This is a genomic window from Kribbella sp. NBC_00662 (assembly GCF_041430295.1).
Lineage (GTDB): Bacteria > Actinomycetota > Actinomycetes > Propionibacteriales > Kribbellaceae > Kribbella.
Map to the genome: position 1 here is coordinate 2,596,078 of NZ_CP109029.1, position 15,705 is coordinate 2,611,782.

The following is a 15,705-nucleotide window of genomic DNA, read 5'->3' on the forward strand; positions in this document are numbered from 1 at the left end:
AACAGGTCTCAGGTGCAGGTCATGAATGTCACCGGAATAGTCCGGAGCTGGAAGCAACCTTTTGGTGCCGTTGAGGCGTCCAGAAGGATGGTGAGGACTAGCATGCCGACCGGGTAGTTCCGTCAACCGGGGAAGGCACGCTGAGATGGCCGAGTCAGATGTCGTGGAGACCGTCAAACAGGGGTATGCGTTCGAGGGTCCGGCCCTCGAGTTGGGTGCGCTGCTGGTCGACGGCGAGCCGCAACCGGACGCGGCGGTCCGGATCCCGCTCGGGATGATGAACCGGCACGGCCTGGTCGCGGGCGCCACCGGTACCGGAAAGACGAAGACACTTCAGTTGATGGCCGAGCAGCTGTCCGCGGCCGGCGTCGCGGTGTTCGCCGCCGACATCAAGGGCGACCTGTCCGGGATCTCGCAGCCGGGTGAGAGCAGCGACAAGCTGCTGGCCCGGACCAAGGCGATCGGCCAGGACTGGACCCCGACCGGGTACCCGACCGAGTTCTACGCGCTCGGCGGCCAGGGCACCGGCATCCCGATCCGCGCCACGATCACGTCGTTCGGGCCGGTGCTGCTGTCGAAGGTGCTCGGGCTGAACGACGTACAGGAGTCGTCGCTCGGGCTGATCTTCCACTACGCCGACAAGGCCGGGCTGACGCTGCTCGACCTCAAGGACCTGCGCGCGGTGATCCAGCACCTGACCTCCGACGAGGGCAAGGACGACCTGAAGGAGCTCGGCGGGCTGTCCGCGGCGACCGCGGGCGTGATCCTGCGGTCGCTGATCGGGTTCGCGGACCAGGGCGCGGAGGCGTTCTTCGGCGAGCCGGAGTTCGACACCGCCGACCTGCTCCAGCAGCGCGACGGCAAGGGGCTCATCTCGCTGCTCGAGCTGCCGAACCTGCAGGACCGGCCGGCGCTGTTCTCGACGTTCCTGATGTGGCTGCTCGCCGACCTGTTCCACGACCTGCCCGAGGTCGGCGACGTGGACAAGCCGAAGCTGGTGTTCTTCTTCGACGAGGCGCACCTGCTGTTCAACGACGCGTCGAAGGCGTTCCTGGACTCGATCGCGCAGACCGTCCGGCTGATCCGGTCGAAGGGTGTCGGCGTGTTCTTCGTGACGCAGACGCCGAAGGACGTGCCGGACGACGTACTGGCGCAGCTCGGTTCGCGGGTGCAGCACCAGCTGCGGGCGCACACACCGAACGACGCGAAGGCGCTGAAGGCGACGGTGTCGACGTTCCCGAGCTCGTCGTACGACCTCGGTGAGGTGCTGACCCAGCTCGGGATCGGCGAGGCGATCGTGACCGTGATGAACGAGAAGGGCGCCCCGACGCCGGTCGCGTGGACCCGGTTGCGCGCGCCGCAGTCGCTGATGGCGCCGGCGTCGGCCGAGCAGCAGACCGCGTCGGTGCAGGCCTCGCCGAACAACGCGAAGTACTCGCAGGCGGTCGACCGCGAGTCGGCGTACGAGATGCTGGCGGCGAAGGTGCAGGCCGGCGCGGCGCAGGCCGAGGCCGAGAAGCAGGCCCAGGAGCAGGCCAAGCAGCAGCCGGAGTCGAGGCCGCGGGCGCAGAAGCAGGAGAAGTCGGTGGTCGAGCAGGTCATCGGTTCGTCGGCGTTCAAGCAGTTCGCCCGCTCGGCCGGCCGGGAGATCGTCCGCGGGCTCTTCGGCGCGGCCCGAAGGCGCTGATTCTCCTTCCGTGCAAGGGAGAACCCGCGTCTGCTTGTTGATCAAACGACTGACAGTGAAGGATTGTCGATCGTTTCCACATCGTCATCCACAGCCGCGCCGCCACGGATTGGGACCTGACGCTCACTCGTCGTACCGTGTGAGGTGATGGTTGCACAGAGTAGGCGAGCGATACGATCCTGGGCGCTCTGGACCCTGACGGTTCCGGCGTTCGCCGTCGTGGTGCTCGTCGACCTGGCCGCGATCGGGTACGGCGTGCAGGCGTTCACGGACCGTCCCGACTGGCGGGGCCTGGATGTCGTGTTCGCGCTGACCGTCTCGGCGCTGATCTCGGTCGAGGGCGCCCGCCGGGTGGAGAACCGGCGGCGGCGCGGCGGCGCGCTGCACAAGGACCTCGCTCCGGCCTGGATGATCGCCGCGGCCGTGATCCTGCATCCGGCGCTGGCGATCCTGGTCGCGGTACTGCTCCGGATCTGGTGGCGGATCCGGGCCGGCAAGTGCATCCCGTACCGGTGGGCCTTCTCGACCGCGGTGCACGTGCTCGCGGTCGGCGCCGCGCACGCGGTCTTCGTCTCGCTCCGCGACGTCGTCGGCGGCGACCTCGGCCTGGTCGTCTCGATGGTCGGCGCCTCGGCGGCGTACGTCGCGACCGACACCCTGCTCTGCGGGCTGGCGATCTCGCTGATCATCCCGGGCAGCAGCCGCCGCGAGGCAGTCGGCGGGCTCGACGACCTGGGTACCGACGCGACCGCCGCCACGCTGGGCTGTCTCCTCGCGGCCGCCTGCCTGATCAGCCCGTGGTTCGCGTTCGTGGCGATCCCGATCACGCTGACCGCGCAGCGCGCGCTGCTGCTCGGACAGTTGGAGTCCGAGGCGCAGACCGATCCGAAGACGAGCCTGACCAGGGTCGACTGGTGGCGCCGCCGGACCGAGGAGATGCTGCGGACCTCGCGGACCCAGCGGGAACCGATGGCGGTCCTGCTGATCGACATCGACCACTTCAAACAGGTCAACGACCGGCACGGTCACCTGGTCGGCGACGAGGCGCTGCGCGCGGTCGCGACCATCCTGCGCAGCGCGATCCGGGTCAAGGACGTGATCGGGCGGTTCGGCGGCGAGGAGTTCGTGATCGCGCTCCCGGACACCGGGCTCGACGAGGCGACGGTGACCGCGGACCGGCTCCGCAACGCGGTCTCCGCCAGCCCGCTCGCCGCGATGTGCGCCGGCGTACTCGACGATCCGGACCTGGATCCGGACACCTTCCACCTGACCGTCAGCATCGGCGTCGCGGTGTACCCGACCGACGGGGCGACCGTCGACGACCTGCTGCTCCGCGCCGACCGCGCGATGTACGCCGCCAAGGCCGCCGGCCGCGACCGGGTCCGCCTGGCCGCCGACATCGTCGCGCTGCCCCGGCTGACCGCGTCGACACAATTCTCCGAACCAGCAGAACCTTTGGCCCAGGCGCAGCGTCCTGTGAGGTGAGGGCGGCAGGACGGAGCGCAGATGGCGGCGACGGGGAGTCGTGACGACGACTTCACGGCTTTCGTGCTGGCCAGATCCGCGCGGTTGGTGCACTTCGCGCGGATGCTGTGCGGCGATGCCGGCCTCGCCGAGGACCTGGTGCAGAACGCGCTCGAGAAGGCGTATCTGCGCTGGGACCGGATCGAGATGGCCGACCCGTTCGCGTACGTCCGGCAGGCCGTGGTCAACCAGCACCTGTCCTGGGTACGACGGCGGCCGTGGCGGGAGCGTCCGAGCGGCGGAGCGACCGAGCTCGACCTGTTCCTCGGTCCGGTCGTCGACGATCCTTCCGGTGCGGTCAATCGGCGAGTGGGGCTGGGGGCCGCGCTCGAGACGCTGAGCCGGCGGGAGCGTGCGGTCGTCGTACTGCGGTATGTCGAGGACCTGACCGAGCGGCAGACCGCGGAGGTCCTCGGGGTCGCGGTCGGCACGGTGAAGAGCGCCAACGCGCGGGCTCTGGACAAGCTGCGCGCTGCTCCGGAGCTGAGCGGCGTACCGGTGGGGGAGCGAGCATGAACGAGATCCTCGACGAGGACGAACTGCGGACGCTGCTGGCGCCTGGCGACTTGGGTACGCCGCTCGATCCGGCGCGGGTGATCGCGGGGGCGAAGCGCCGGCGGTCGCGCCGGAATCTGAGTGCCGTCGCCGCTTCGGTCGCGGTTGTGTCGGTCGTTGCGGGAGGGGTGGTCGGGAGCCGCTCGCGGGGTGGTCCTCCGGAGCCTGCCCGGCCGGCTCCCGCGCCTACCGCGATCGTCCCCACGCCTCGCCAGACGCCTCATCCGACGCCGACGGGGCCGACCTCGCCTGCGACGACTTCGCCTGCGACGCCGCCGACGGCGACTCCGACGTACCCGACGCGGATGAGCCCGTCGCCGACGAACGCGACACCGCCGACTGCTGCACCGCCGACTGCTGCACCGCCGTCTGCACCGCCGTCGACTGCTCCGTCGAGGATGCCGACGAATGTGCCGGTGAGGCCGCCGACTGTGCCGACGCCGACTGTTGCTCCGACCCGCTGAGCAGAACCTTTCCGGGGCGGTTCGCGTCCTTCAGCCCGACCGAATACCAAATGGTTGCGGAGGGCAACAATGAGAGAAGTAGGACCGAACCGGCGCGTCACGCGGCTGGTGCTGGGCGGGATCGCGGCCGCTGCCGTGGTGGTGGTCGCTGTCGCGGGGACCGCGATGGCGCGCAGCGGCTCGACGGACGGCGACGGCACGCCGGTCCACGCCACCCCAAGCCCAGCTCCAGACCAACCAACGGCCTCCCCAAGCACCCCCGACCAGCCCACAGTTTCCCCAAGTCCCATCCCCCCAAGAACCCCAACCCTGCCCCCCACTGCCTCCCCAACCCGCGACCCACGCCCGGTCCCGACCCTCCCACCGACGGTGTCCCCGACGCGCGGTCCGCGCCCGGCACCGACCCTGCCGCCGACGGCGATCCCGAGCCAAGTGCCGACGGTAGCTCCGACCCGAGCTCCGCGGCCGATGCCGACATCCACCCCGACCCGCTGGGCGACACCTGCGCCGAGCGCAACACCGACCCGCTGGTCGACCCCGGCCCCGACGACAACACCGACCCAGCCGCCACGGGCGGTGCGCCCGACGCCGACACGGGTCGGCAAGTAGCCCGAATCTCCGCCACTGACCAAAGGTCGGCCGCGAGCTCACAGAGCAGGTCGGTGAGCGCGCGGCCGTGGCGCCGACGGACGTTGGTCAGTGGCGCAGGTTCAGCAGGCGCCGAAGGTGCCGGCTGAGACCCAGGCCTTGGCGACGTACATGCCGGCGTTGACGCGGAGCCAGATGTTGGTGGTGCCTTGGGAGCCGGTGACGGTTTCGCCGGTGGTTTGGCATTCGACGGTTACCTGGGCGGACTTGCCGGCCATGCCGACGACGGCGCCGGTCGAGTTCGGGGCGTTGCGGACGTTGAGGTAGCCAGACGAGATCGACACGGTCCCGCGCCCGCCGTCGCCCGTCCACAGATACGTGACATCGACGAACGAGTTGTCGGCGAGCTTCAGTGCATCCCAGAAGACGCCGTCGGCAAGGTCGATCCCGGCGGGATTGGCGACGGTCCGGCCGAACTGGTCCTTCCCGCCGTTGTATCCGTTCTGGTAGGCCGCCTGCGCCTCGGGCTTGCCCTGCGGCAGGTCCTTCCACATCTCGCGGGTTGCGCTCGGGTTCCAGTAGTCGTCCTTGGTGTTCCACGGGCCGACATCCCAGACCGGCTCGAACGCACACCGCGAAGCAGTACAGACCTTCACGGAGTATGTGCCTGATCCGTTGCCGGACAGTCCGCGCCGTGAGGGCAGCGCGACGAAGTGGTCGCGGCTCACGATCACGTGGCCGTTGGCTGTCGTACCGCCGACCAGACCTTCGCGGGTCGCGAAAACATGCGACGTGAGCGGCGCGGCCTGAACGCTCATCTGCGGAGCGGCGACCTTGTCGGTCGGCTGGACGGTCAGATCGGCGACGGACGGGCTACCGCCGGTCGGCGGCGCGGTGAGGATCACCCGCAGTTGAACCTGGTCGCTGGCGCCGGGCAGAGCGGTTGGCGTACCCGCAGCCGCGGTGGTCCACTCCGACCATCGGTTGTCGACCCAGGACCGGACTGAAACGTCGGCAGCTGAGCCATCCGGCGTGCTGGACGTGTAGCCGACCACCACGGCCGAGGTGGCAGCGGCGAAGTGGACCGGGGTGAACTCGGCCAGGCCGGAGCGTTGCTTGATCTCGGTGGCGCCGATGGCGGCCGGCGCGTCGCCGAGGACGATACGGCTGCCGTCGATCCGGACATTGCCGGACTCGGCAACAGGCGGGGAGACGGCAACGGCAGTGGGTGCGGCGACGGGATCGGGTACGGCGGCGGCGCTCGGCAAGGTTGCGGTAAAGATCGCCGCGGTCACGGCCAAACAGGCGGCGAGTGCGGCAGGACGACTGGTACGCATGGGCGGAACCTCCGGGGCGGTGAAGGCTTGTGCACCCAATGTGACAAACAAACACCGCTTCTGTATAGACCGTGAATAAATTTCTCCTGACCGAACAGAACCCGATCGGTGACTCAGCGGGTTTGGACCGGTGTGACAGAGGCTGAGGAGAATCGATGACCCGGACCGCGGACGCCGACTTCGAGCGATTCGTCGTGGCGCAGTCGACCCCCTTGCTCCGCTTCGCGGAGATGTTGTGCGGCGATCGGCACACCGCCGAGGATCTCGTGCAGCAGGCGTTGATGCGGTCCTATCCGAAATGGCACCGGCTGGAGGGCGACCCGTTGCGGTACGTCCGGCGGGTGCTGGTCAACCGATTCCTCTCCCAGGCCCGCCGGCGCTGGAACAACGAAGTACCCAGTGACCCGGTAGCAAACGATTGGGACCAGCGAGCGGTGGCGGACTTCGCCGGGGCGGTCCAGACCAGGGAGGCCGTGCTCTCGGCCCTCGGTGGTCTGACCGTCCGGGAGAGAGCCGTGGTCGCGCTGCGCTACTCGCAGGATCTCTCCGAGGCCGAGACCGCCGAGCTCCTCGGTATGGCGGCCGGGACCGTGAAGAGCACGGCTTCCCGGGCGCTGGCCAAGTTGCGTCTGGCACCCGACCTGATCGACAGCGGAGTTGGAGGAAACTGATGAGTGACGAGCAGCAAGTGCGCGATGCACTGACCTACGAGATGGAGCCGTGGCAGCCGGACGCCGGTGACCTGATGCGGCGCGGCAAGCGGCTGACCTGGCTGCGCCGGGGACTGGCCGCGGCCGGCGTCACCGCCCTGGCCGGGACCGTTGCGACGGTGTCCGCCGCGGTCGGCGGACCGACCCTTCCGGTCAAGAACATCCTGGCCGGTGGAAAGCCTCCGGTGCCGGCGGTGATTCCGGCCGGTACGCCGTCGGCGCCGTCGGTCGACCCGACCTGCCTGCCGGCCAAGCCGCAGCTGCCGAAGGTGGTCGTGAACAAGACCATCGACCCGAACAACCCGCCGAAGCCCACGCTGCCGGCCAAGCCCACCCTGCCCTCGCTGCCGACCGGCAAGGTGACGCTGCCCAGCAAGCCGAGCCTGCCGACCACCCGGCCCTCGTTGCCTGGTAAGCCGACCCTGCCGGCGCGCCCGGGCATCCCGACCACCAAGCCCACCTGGCCGACGACGAAGCCAACGCTGCCGTCGGGCAAGCCCAGCCTGCCGGCCAAGCCGACCCTCCCGACGACCAAGCCGAGCCTGCCGACCCTGCCGTCGGGCAAGCTGAGCCTGCCGACGACGAAGCCGACCCTCCCGTCGCTTCCGACCGCCAAGCCCACGCTGCCGGCCAAGCCTTCGCTCCCGGCGAAGCCCACCCTCCCGACCGCCAAGCCGTCGCTGCCCGGCAAGCCGACGCTGCCGGCCGTGCCGGACTGCGTGCACGGCGTGCCGACCGGCAAGCCCACCCTGCCGAGCAAGCCGAACCTGCCCGGCAAGCTCCCGACCGCGAAGCCGACCGCGCCGAAGCCGGCGCTGCCGACCGTGACGGTCTCCGCCGGGGTGAAGGTGACGGTCCCGGTCAAGCCGCAGAGCAAGCCGACGCTGCCGGTCAAGCCGTCGATCCCGACGACAAAGCCGACGCCGCCGACGCTGCCGACGCCGTCCTCGAAGCCCAGCTTCCCGACGCCGTCCATCCCGACGACGTTCCCCACCGGCCACCCCTCCTCAGGCCGGTAGGGCTCCCAGCCACCGGCGAGTAGGCCCTCCCTGCAAGACCTACTCGCCGGTGGCCCCATCCACGAGCTCGCGGGCCACGTCCAAGTGGCCCGCGTGCCGTGCGTACTCCTGCAGGACGTGGAACAGGATCCAGTTCAGCGTCGGCCGATCGTCCGGCCCGAACCGCCCGCCGGCCTCGGCAACCGCAGCCGGGTCCGCGCCGCTCACCACTCGCCGCGTGAATTCACCGCCGGCATGTAACTGAGTCAGCAGGCTCTCCAACGAGTCGTCCGCCGTCACCGCCCAGCGACCGTCGGGATCGTCGCCCGAGTCGCCCCATGGATGCTCGACCTGTTCACCGGTGAAACCCCAGCGCAGCCATCGTCGCTCCATGAACACCAGATGCTTCAGCAGTTCGAGCGGCGACCACCCCGACGGCAGCCGGCTGCCGCGCAACTCGGCATCGCTCAGCCCGGCCAGCTTCTTCTCGACGATCTCGCGATAGCGATCGAGGTACTGCAGATGCAGCTCGATCGTGTCGGCGACGTCCCTTGCCGGCTTCACGACAGACCTCGCAAGTACTCCGCGGTCGCATCGTCGGCAGGATAGAACGACTCGATCATCAGCTCGGACACCGTGACGTCGAGCGGGGTGCCGAAGGTCGCGATCATCGTCAGCAGCGACAGTTCCCGCCCGTCGTGCGTGAGGTTGAACGGTACGACGACCTCGGCCGGACCGGGTGGCGCCGGCCTGTCGTCGGCCGCATAAGTGCGGAGTTCGTCGTACAGGTCCTGGAGCTCGGGATCGGCGGTGCTCGCCGCCTGACGCTGCAGGCTGGCGAGTGCGCTCGCGCGAACCTCGGCGATGTTGCCGATCCGCCGGGCCAGACCGTCCGGGTGCAGGGTCAGCCGGAGCGCGTTGATCGGTGCCTGGAGCAACTTCTCGTCGACGCCGGCGGTGAAGATCTGGATCCCGGCATTCGCCTCGACGATGTTCCACCAGCGGTCGACGACGAGCGCCGGGAACGGCTCGTGGGCCTTGAGCAGGCGGCGCAACGTCGTACGGACGGCAAGCATCGCCGGCGAGTGCAGCGACGCTTCGCTGTAGATCGGCGCGAACCCGCCCGCGAGCAGCAGTTGGTTCCGGTCGCGCAGCGGTACGTCGAGGTGCTCGGCCAGCCGCAGCACCATGTCCCGGCTCGGCTTGGAACGCCCGGTCTCGACGAAACTCACATGCCGGGTGGACACCTCGACCCGGTTCGCCAGCTCGAGCTGGCTGAGCCGGCGGCGCTCCCGCCACCCGCGCAAAAGCTCGCCGACGGGGCGCTGGAACGTCTCCTCGATCGTTGCTGCCATACCCCGACCGTAGCGGTCGGCGTAGACATCGCCATTACCTCTGACGTCATCGACCGTCTGCGTGGTACGGCGGCAAGGTTCTGGTCATCGAAACCTTCCGAGGAGGAAACACCATGAACGCAACCGCTCTCGCCGACCAGTACTTCGCGATGTGGAACGCCGCCGACGCCGATCGCCGGGCCGAGCTCATCGCCGGGACCTGGACCGACGACGCGACCTTCCAGGACCCGAGCTTCGAGACCACCGGCCACGACGAGCTGAACAAGCTGGTCGGCGCCGCGCAGCAGATGTTCCCGGGTCTGTCCTTCGTCCGCACCGGTGACATCGACGAGCACCACACCTACCTGCGCTGGACCTGGCACCTCCAGGCCGAGGGACAGGAGCCGGTGGCCGGCGGTACTGACATCGTCGTCCTCGACGGCGACGGCAAGATCCAGAAGCTGATCGGGTTCCACGACTTCGCGCCCGAGCACTGAGCTGTTAATTGGGTGGAAGCCCGGCGGCGGTCGGAGCAGCATGGGCGAATGCTCACCGCCGAAGAGCTGGATGATTTCGAGCGCGACGGGATCGTGAAGCTCCCGTCCGCGTTCTCCGCCGACGATGCCGCGCGGATGCGAGACGGTTTGTGGGAGGAGCTGTCCGCGCGGCACGGGATGGACCGCGACGACCGTTCGACCTGGACCCCGACGCGACCGACCGGTCTCAAGACCAGCAAGTCCTCCCGCGCGGCCAACGCGATTCTCGGCGCGCGGGTCCGGTCCGCGCTCGACGGGCTGCTCGGCGAGTGGCTCGAGCCGAAGCATCAGGGCCAGGTCTTGGTCACCATGCCGGAGGGCGGGCCGTGGGCCGTGCCGCATCGCCAATGGCATACGGATGTGGGCTTCGAGGAAACCCCCGAGGCCGTGAACATCTGGGCGTTGCTCGGCGACCTCGAGCCCGGTGGCGGCGGGACGCCGCAGGTCGCGGGCTCGCACAAGGTGATCGAGCGGTTCTTGACGACGACCGACGAGCGCGAGTTCAAAGCGGTGCGCGACGCTGTGCTGCGGTCAGACCCGTGGTTCCGCAACCTGACGTCGGAGGAGCGCACGGTGGACCCGATGGAGCCGGCGGACCTCGACGGTCTACCGGTCCGCGTCATCGAGCTCACCGGTCAGGCTGGTGACGTGTACCTGACCCATCCATGGATCCTGCACTCGATTGCGCCCAATGCGGCCGAGACGCCCCGGATGATGCGCAGCCGCTTCATCTACAAAGGGCGTTGACCAGTCGGGCACAGCGGACCGGATCCTCGGTCAGCCCTGAGTTCAGTCCCCACAGCCAGTAGTCGACGGTCCGCCAGATCACCCAGTCGCGGGCGCGGTCCCGGTCCAGACCGGCTTCGCGGACCGCGATATCGAAGTACGGGACGATCTCGGTCATCTTGTCGAGGTCCCACCACAGCACGCGGCCGAGGTCGAACTCGATATCGCCGCGGTAGAGCACAGGATCGACGGTCAGCCACGTCTCCCGGTGTCCCGCGAGGACCTGGCCGGAGTGGAAGTCGCCGTTGACCGCTGCTGTCGAGGTCGTCTCGGTCGGAGCAATGTCGAGCGCCTCGCGCAGGATCGCGGCGTCGAACGGGCGGCCGAGCCGCTCCCACTGCGGCTCCAGCTCGGCCGACCGCGTCTTCACGATGTCCGCGGTCGACAGCGCGTCCTCCGGTGCGGGTACGGCGAGTCTGCGCATCAGCTGCCCGAGTACGGCGATCGCCTCGTCGATCGGCCGCGTCGTCAAGGGCGTCGACAGCCGCTCGAGCAGCATCGCGCCGGCCTCGGCGTCGTCGTCCAGCAACAGGACCATGCCGCGGCCGTCCCACCATTTCAGCGCCCAGACCTGCCGCGTGACCTCCTCGCCGGGCTCCGACATCCGCAGTGCGAGCTCGATGCCGTCGCGCACGACCGGTACGACGATCGCGTTCGAACCGTGCGCGACCGGACCTGCGACGACGAGGTTCCAGCGGCGGCACTGCTCGTCCACTGCCTGGGGCAACGACTCCAGCCAGGCCTGCCCTTCCGTCCACCAACGAGGCATCCGGAGGAACGTCGCGGGCAGCTCGATCACCCTGGAACCGTAGCGGGGCAACCCGGGGCAGCGCTTCCGATTTCCGGAAGGCCTCCCCGGAAACGGGATCGCGGACCATGATGTGGGACATGGGCGGAGAGGTAGACGGTGACGGGTTGCGGTTCGACCCCGAGGTTTCCCGGCAGATCGAGTCGGTGTACACGACGCCGGATGTCGTCGAGCAGCGGCGGGTGGTGCGGGCAGCCTTGGCGTTGCGGCCGGGGGACCGGGTGCTGGACGTCGGTGTCGGGCCGGGGTTGCTGGCGGCGGAGATGGCCGGTGAGGTCGGGCCGGACGGGCGGATCTGCGGGATCGACATCAGCGAGAGCATGCTGGCGATCGCGAGCACCCGCGCCGACGTTCCGGGCGGCCCCGGCATCGAGTTGGAGCTGGCCACGGTCGCGCGCATCCCGCATCCGGCCGAGAGCTTCGACGTGGTGGTGTCGACCCAGGTCTTCGAGTACGTCGACGACGTGGCCGGCGCGCTCGAAGAGGTACGCCGGGTGCTCCGGCCGGCCGGTCGCGTCGTACTGCTCGACACCGACTGGGGTTCGGTGGTGTGGCGCTCGAGTGACGACGAGCGAATGGCCCGGGTGCTGACCGCATTCGAGGACCATCTGGCCGATCCACATCTGCCCCGGACGCTGGCCGACGTACTGGCGAAGACCGGTTTCACGCCGACTCACGAGCAGGTGGTGCCGCTGCTCAACACGGCATACGACGCGCGCACGTACAGTGCCGGGCTGATCGACATCGTGTCGGACTTCGTGCCCGGTCATGCGGGTGTGACGGAAGACGAAGCGCGTGCCTGGGCAGACGATCTGCGGAGTCTGGGGCCGAGCTACTTCTTCAGCCTGAACAGGTATCTGTTCGTCGCGTCCGCTCTGTGAGACCCCGTACCCCGGCGGGTGCATCCTGGGAGAGACACACCCGCCGGGCCGGTCGTTCTCCCGCCCCTCAGTGGGAGAACTCGCGGCTCGGTGAACACCACCCATGCCCGAATGGCACTGACCGAACCGCGGGACCACCTACAGGTACCCCACCTGGCTGCTTCGCACACACCCCGGCACGCGGACCGGACGGAAAACTTCACGTTCCTCAAACCTTTGCCGCTGGTTGCCTGACCTGGCAGCCTCCTACCCTGGATGACGATTTCGCCCGCCGGGGGTCGGCGCGCGATCGACCAGGGGGAAGGAACGGGGCAATGCCGGAAGTGTTCGACGACGAGTTGACCGACGACGAGCTGGACCAGCTGGAGGCGCTCGGCGCCGCCGAGGACGCGGAGCTGATCCTCGGCCCGGCGACCGGGGATAAAGATGCCTGAGGCAAGGATTTCCTGGCGCGGCGTCACGATGAACAGGCGGACGGTGGCGATGGTCGAGGCCGCCGAGCAGCTGTACAAGTCCAAGTTCGCGATCCTGCAGGGGTCGTACAACAAGGGCGGTGTGGAGGCGTCGGCCGGCACCCACGACGGTGGCGGCGCGGTCGACATCGACGTACGGACGAAGAGCGCCGCGCAGCGGGTCGCGGTGGTCAAGGCGATGCGCGCGGTCGGGTTCGCCGCGTGGCTGCGGACGCCGGCGCAGGGCAACTGGCCGTACCACGTGCACGGGATCGCGGTCGGCGACAGGGATCTGTCCCGCGGCGCGGCGGTCCAGGTGACGGAGTACCACCGCAAGCTCAACGGGCTGGCCGACCGGGGCAAGGACGACGGTCCGCCCGGGTACTACGGGATGACCTGGGAGCTGTACCTCAAGGCACACCCGCCGAAGCAGCCGGTGCCCGACTCGACGATCTCGCTGGCTGCGATGGCGTACGCGCGGACCCACGATGCGATGACCGGCGTGTGGGGCGCGGACCGGGCCCGGGTGATTGCCTGGGCGGCCCACCCGCGGGTCGGCGCGATCACCAAGGCCGAGACCGTCCCGGCCGCGGGCGTGCCGTGGCACCTGCACTTCCAGCGGGTGATCCGGAAGGTGCAGCTGCATTTCAAGCTCGAGGTCACCGGGATCTTCAACAACTCGGTCGCCGCGGTGATGAAGCGGTACGGGTACACGATCGTCGCGTGACGTGGTCCAGACATGGGCAAGGCCCCACCGGTAGCAGCCGGTGGGGCCTTGTTGGTCCACTACCGCCCGGGCATCCCCGGTGCAGCTGTGGAGGTGGAGAGCGGAACCGACGCCGATGCAGGGGTCAAGACGTCAGCTCCGCTTGTCTATGGAGTTGTCACTACCGAGTCGACCGCCCAGACCTGCGCCTGGTGGAACTCGAGGTGCCGGCGCAGCGCTGCCGGAGCACCGCTTTCGACGCCGAGGTGGTTCATCGTCGGTACTACGATGGCCCGTACGTCGGACCGCTTCACTTCGTCGAGCAGAGCGTGGAAGGCAGCAGACTCGGCCGCGTCGCGTTCGGTGTAGACGGTGCCGAGGGTGAATCCTTCGGCGCTGGCGAATGCGGCGAGTGAATCGGTCGCCGCGGCCAGCTCCTCCGCGCAGCTCAGCGCGTCGGCCCGTACATACCCGAGCAGCGTCGGCCGGGTGGTCATCGTTCTGCCGTGTCCACCAGCACCGGCTCGCTCGTCACCCGGAGGGAGGCGAACCGCCGACGCATGGCTTCCTCGTACTGCCCCGCCTGCTCCACGTTCGTGGTGTGGTCCGCGATCGGGTGAGCGCCGAACCAGACCCGCACCCTGCGGTGCGTTGCGGGGGTCTCGAGCGTCTCGGTCATCGCGGTTCCTTCAGCAGTGTGTGGTTGGCCCCGAACGGCTTTGTCCGGCGCTGAGTAAAGAACACAACATCGGCGGGCCCTTCGGAACAGTTTGGAAGGGACCTTTACAGAGGCCTAACGCAGAGTAGGGAAACCCTACGAACCTGCAGGTCAACGGCCAGTCCGACCGGTACCCGGGCTGCCGGGAAACCATGTCAAGAATGTTTGCAGCAATGTGCCGATAACGATTCGGAGACGGGCCGGAGCATTCAACCAGAACTAAAATCTATGACGTCCTGCTAACCGTTTGCACCGGCGCGCTCACGCACCGGAACTGCCGCGATGACAATTCCCAGTACTGCGGCCGCGAGCGGTACCGCGAGTCCGGTGCGGAAACCTTCGGCGGTGAGTTCGCCGGCCGCGGCCAGCACCGCGGCCACCACCGCCAACCCGAGTGCGGACCCGAACTGGAACGACGTCGTCAGTACGCCGCTCGCCAGTCCTTGCTCGTCCTCGGCCACCCGCTCGGTCGCCGCGATCGTCAACGGTCCGTACGTCAGCGCGAACGCGAGCCCGAGCAGCAGGAACGCCGGCAGCATCGCTGCGAACGTCTGTCCCAGCGGCAGGAACGCGGTGTAGGCGAGGGCCGCGAGGACGAATCCGCCGAGCACCACGCGTCCGTTGCCGAATCTGTTCACCAGCCAGGGCGTAAGCGTCGGAGCCAGTACGGCGTCGATGCCGATCACCATCAACGCGAGGCCGGTCTCCAACTCGGACCAGCCGCGCAGCTCCTGCAAATACAGCACCGCGATGAACTGGAATCCGACGAATGATCCGACCAGCAGAATCGCCCCGAGATTCGCCCGGACGAGCGCGGTGTTCCGCAACAGCGCGAGCCTGATCAACGGACTGGATACCCGCTGCTCGATCAGCACGAAAGCTGCCAGCAGTACCACGCCCACCGCTGCGGTCGCCGTCGTCTGCGCCGGCGGTACATCGGGCGCCCGGACTACTGTTGCTACAAGCAACAACATCGATCCGGTCAGCGTGAGTGCGCCGGCCAGGTCGAAGCCACCGCTTGGCTTTGCTGCGATGTCCCGTGGGATCAGCAGAATCGCTCCGACCAGGATGACCGCCGAGACGATCACCGGCGCGAAGAACACCCAGCGCCAGTCGATCGCGCTGAGCAGTCCGCCCGTGACCATTCCCAACGAGAACCCACCGGCCGCGGTCCCGGCGTACACCAGGAGAGCTTTGTTGCGTTGTGGTCCCTCGGGGTAGGTCGTGGTGATGATGGACAGGCCGGCCGGGGTCATGAAGGCGGCGGCGACACCGGTGACGAAGCGGGCCAGGATCAGCACCCAGCCCTCGGTCGCGAATCCGCCGAGGCCGCTGAACAGCAGGAACACGACCAGCCAGGTGACGAACATCCGGCGCCGGCCGAGCAGATCCGCGGCGCGGCCGCCGAGCAGCACGAAGCCGCCGTAGCTGAGCGCGTACGCGCTGACGATCCACTGCAGCTCGCCGGTCGCCAGGCCGAGCTCGGCCCGGATCGACGGCAGCGCGACGCCCATCATCGAGACGTCGATGCCTTCGAGGAAGATCGCGCCGCAGAGGACGAACAGAACAACCCAGGCGCGGCCGGTCAGTCGCTCCGGGGTGACGGTTGATGACACAGGGG

The 15,705-nt window shown here is 68.9% G+C and carries 17 protein-coding genes; 9 read left to right on the plus strand and 8 right to left on the minus strand.

Going from position 1 to position 15,705, the window contains the following annotated elements; translation table 11 throughout:
* Positions 1-145: 145 nt before the first annotated feature.
* The 3 genes from OHA10_RS13215 (at position 146) to OHA10_RS13225 (ending at position 3,727) form a co-directional block, all read left to right on the plus strand.
* On the plus strand, positions 146-1,687 hold the full coding sequence (locus tag OHA10_RS13215; RefSeq protein ID WP_371406486.1) for a helicase HerA-like domain-containing protein: 1,542 nt from the start codon (positions 146-148) through the stop codon (positions 1,685-1,687).
* Positions 1,688-1,834: 147 nt separating this feature from the next.
* Entirely contained in the window at positions 1,835-3,172 is a 1,338-nt protein-coding gene (locus OHA10_RS13220; protein WP_371406487.1) for a diguanylate cyclase, read from the plus strand.
* Between the two features lie 21 nt (positions 3,173-3,193).
* On the plus strand, positions 3,194-3,727 hold the full coding sequence (locus OHA10_RS13225; RefSeq protein ID WP_371406488.1) for a SigE family RNA polymerase sigma factor: 534 nt from the start codon (positions 3,194-3,196) through the stop codon (positions 3,725-3,727).
* A 259-nt stretch (positions 3,728-3,986) separates the two neighbouring features.
* On the opposite strand, the gene OHA10_RS13230 is transcribed toward OHA10_RS13225, so the two are convergent.
* Positions 3,987-4,445 carry a hypothetical protein gene (locus tag OHA10_RS13230; protein ID WP_371406489.1) on the minus strand — a complete coding sequence of 153 codons (459 nt, stop codon included), beginning with the start codon at positions 4,443-4,445 and terminating at the stop codon, positions 3,987-3,989.
* 495 nt (positions 4,446-4,940) lie between these two features.
* Positions 4,941-6,155: a hypothetical protein gene (locus tag OHA10_RS13235; protein WP_371406490.1), complete on the minus strand. Its 1,215-nt coding sequence runs from the start codon at positions 6,153-6,155 to the stop codon at positions 4,941-4,943.
* Between the two features lie 155 nt (positions 6,156-6,310).
* Here OHA10_RS13235 and OHA10_RS13240 point away from each other — a divergent pair, with 155 nt between their 5' ends.
* Together OHA10_RS13240 and OHA10_RS13245 are read left to right on the plus strand one after the other, a co-directional pair.
* Positions 6,311-6,826 carry a SigE family RNA polymerase sigma factor gene (locus OHA10_RS13240; RefSeq protein WP_371406491.1) on the plus strand — a complete coding sequence of 172 codons (516 nt, stop codon included), beginning with the start codon at positions 6,311-6,313 and terminating at the stop codon, positions 6,824-6,826.
* A complete protein-coding gene (locus OHA10_RS13245; protein WP_371406492.1) occupies positions 6,826-7,884 on the plus strand; it encodes a hypothetical protein in 1,059 nt (352 codons plus the stop codon). The genes OHA10_RS13240 and OHA10_RS13245 overlap by 1 nt, the downstream gene beginning before the upstream one ends.
* Before the next feature lie 39 nt (positions 7,885-7,923).
* Here OHA10_RS13245 and OHA10_RS13250 read toward each other — a convergent pair whose 3' ends face one another.
* Entirely contained in the window at positions 7,924-8,427 is a 504-nt protein-coding gene (locus OHA10_RS13250) for a DinB family protein (protein WP_371406493.1), read from the minus strand.
* Positions 8,424-9,218 carry a helix-turn-helix domain-containing protein gene (locus OHA10_RS13255; protein ID WP_371406494.1) on the minus strand — a complete coding sequence of 265 codons (795 nt, stop codon included), beginning with the start codon at positions 9,216-9,218 and terminating at the stop codon, positions 8,424-8,426. The genes OHA10_RS13250 and OHA10_RS13255 overlap by 4 nt, the downstream gene beginning before the upstream one ends.
* A 113-nt stretch (positions 9,219-9,331) precedes the next feature.
* On the opposite strand from OHA10_RS13255, the gene OHA10_RS13260 reads away from it, so the two are divergent.
* Both OHA10_RS13260 and OHA10_RS13265 read left to right on the plus strand, forming a co-directional pair.
* On the plus strand, positions 9,332-9,694 hold the full coding sequence (locus tag OHA10_RS13260) for a nuclear transport factor 2 family protein (RefSeq protein WP_371406495.1): 363 nt from the start codon (positions 9,332-9,334) through the stop codon (positions 9,692-9,694).
* A 48-nt stretch (positions 9,695-9,742) separates the two neighbouring features.
* Positions 9,743-10,480, plus strand: coding sequence for a phytanoyl-CoA dioxygenase family protein (locus tag OHA10_RS13265; RefSeq protein WP_371406496.1), 738 nt, complete (start codon positions 9,743-9,745; stop codon positions 10,478-10,480).
* Here the strand turns inward: OHA10_RS13265 and OHA10_RS13270 are convergent.
* Positions 10,461-11,318, minus strand: a complete 858-nt coding sequence (locus OHA10_RS13270) for an aminoglycoside phosphotransferase family protein (protein ID WP_371406497.1) — start codon at positions 11,316-11,318, stop codon at positions 10,461-10,463. The two genes, OHA10_RS13265 and OHA10_RS13270, sit on opposite strands and share 20 nt — an antisense overlap.
* Before the next feature lie 89 nt (positions 11,319-11,407).
* Here OHA10_RS13270 and OHA10_RS13275 point away from each other — a divergent pair, with 89 nt between their 5' ends.
* The gene (locus tag OHA10_RS13275; RefSeq protein WP_371406498.1) at positions 11,408-12,208 is read left to right on the plus strand and encodes a methyltransferase domain-containing protein; all 801 of its coding nucleotides are present in this window, start codon (positions 11,408-11,410) and stop codon (positions 12,206-12,208) included.
* A gap of 426 nt (positions 12,209-12,634) precedes the next feature.
* Entirely contained in the window at positions 12,635-13,387 is a 753-nt protein-coding gene (locus OHA10_RS13280; RefSeq protein WP_371406499.1) for a hypothetical protein, read from the plus strand.
* A gap of 146 nt (positions 13,388-13,533) precedes the next feature.
* On the opposite strand, the gene OHA10_RS13285 is transcribed toward OHA10_RS13280, so the two are convergent.
* The 3 genes from OHA10_RS13285 to OHA10_RS13295 all read right to left on the minus strand — a co-directional run bounded on the left by OHA10_RS13285 (position 13,534) and on the right by OHA10_RS13295 (position 15,700).
* On the minus strand, positions 13,534-13,863 hold the full coding sequence (locus OHA10_RS13285; protein ID WP_371406500.1) for a hypothetical protein: 330 nt from the start codon (positions 13,861-13,863) through the stop codon (positions 13,534-13,536).
* Complete coding sequence (locus OHA10_RS13290) at positions 13,860-14,045, minus strand: hypothetical protein (RefSeq protein WP_134106088.1); 186 nt, start codon at positions 14,043-14,045, stop codon at positions 13,860-13,862. Before OHA10_RS13290 ends, OHA10_RS13285 begins: the two co-directional genes overlap by 4 nt.
* Positions 14,046-14,323: 278 nt before the next feature.
* Positions 14,324-15,700 (minus strand): MFS transporter, encoded by a 1,377-nt coding sequence (locus tag OHA10_RS13295; RefSeq protein WP_371406501.1) that lies wholly within the window; start codon positions 15,698-15,700, stop codon positions 14,324-14,326.
* Between the last annotated feature and the right edge of the window lie 5 nt (positions 15,701-15,705).

Excerpts from the sequence above, each read along its gene's own strand:
- OHA10_RS13215 (WP_371406486.1), top strand. The coding sequence starts at position 146 with ATGGCCGAGTCAGATGTCGTGGAGACCGTCAAACAGGGGTATGCGTTC.
- OHA10_RS13220 (WP_371406487.1), top strand. The coding sequence starts at position 1,835 with ATGGTTGCACAGAGTAGGCGAGCGATACGATCCTGGGCGCTCTGGACC.
- OHA10_RS13225 (WP_371406488.1), top strand. The coding sequence starts at position 3,194 with ATGGCGGCGACGGGGAGTCGTGACGACGACTTCACGGCTTTCGTGCTG.
- OHA10_RS13235 (WP_371406490.1), bottom strand. The coding sequence starts at position 6,155 with ATGCGTACCAGTCGTCCTGCCGCACTCGCCGCCTGTTTGGCCGTGACC.
- OHA10_RS13240 (WP_371406491.1), top strand. The coding sequence starts at position 6,311 with ATGACCCGGACCGCGGACGCCGACTTCGAGCGATTCGTCGTGGCGCAG.
- OHA10_RS13245 (WP_371406492.1), top strand. The coding sequence starts at position 6,826 with ATGAGTGACGAGCAGCAAGTGCGCGATGCACTGACCTACGAGATGGAG.
- OHA10_RS13255 (WP_371406494.1), bottom strand. The coding sequence starts at position 9,218 with ATGGCAGCAACGATCGAGGAGACGTTCCAGCGCCCCGTCGGCGAGCTT.
- OHA10_RS13260 (WP_371406495.1), top strand. The coding sequence starts at position 9,332 with ATGAACGCAACCGCTCTCGCCGACCAGTACTTCGCGATGTGGAACGCC.
- OHA10_RS13265 (WP_371406496.1), top strand. The coding sequence starts at position 9,743 with ATGCTCACCGCCGAAGAGCTGGATGATTTCGAGCGCGACGGGATCGTG.
- OHA10_RS13275 (WP_371406498.1), top strand. The coding sequence starts at position 11,408 with ATGGGCGGAGAGGTAGACGGTGACGGGTTGCGGTTCGACCCCGAGGTT.
- OHA10_RS13280 (WP_371406499.1), top strand. The coding sequence starts at position 12,635 with ATGCCTGAGGCAAGGATTTCCTGGCGCGGCGTCACGATGAACAGGCGG.
- OHA10_RS13285 (WP_371406500.1), bottom strand. The coding sequence starts at position 13,863 with ATGACCACCCGGCCGACGCTGCTCGGGTATGTACGGGCCGACGCGCTG.
- OHA10_RS13290 (WP_134106088.1), bottom strand. The coding sequence starts at position 14,045 with ATGACCGAGACGCTCGAGACCCCCGCAACGCACCGCAGGGTGCGGGTC.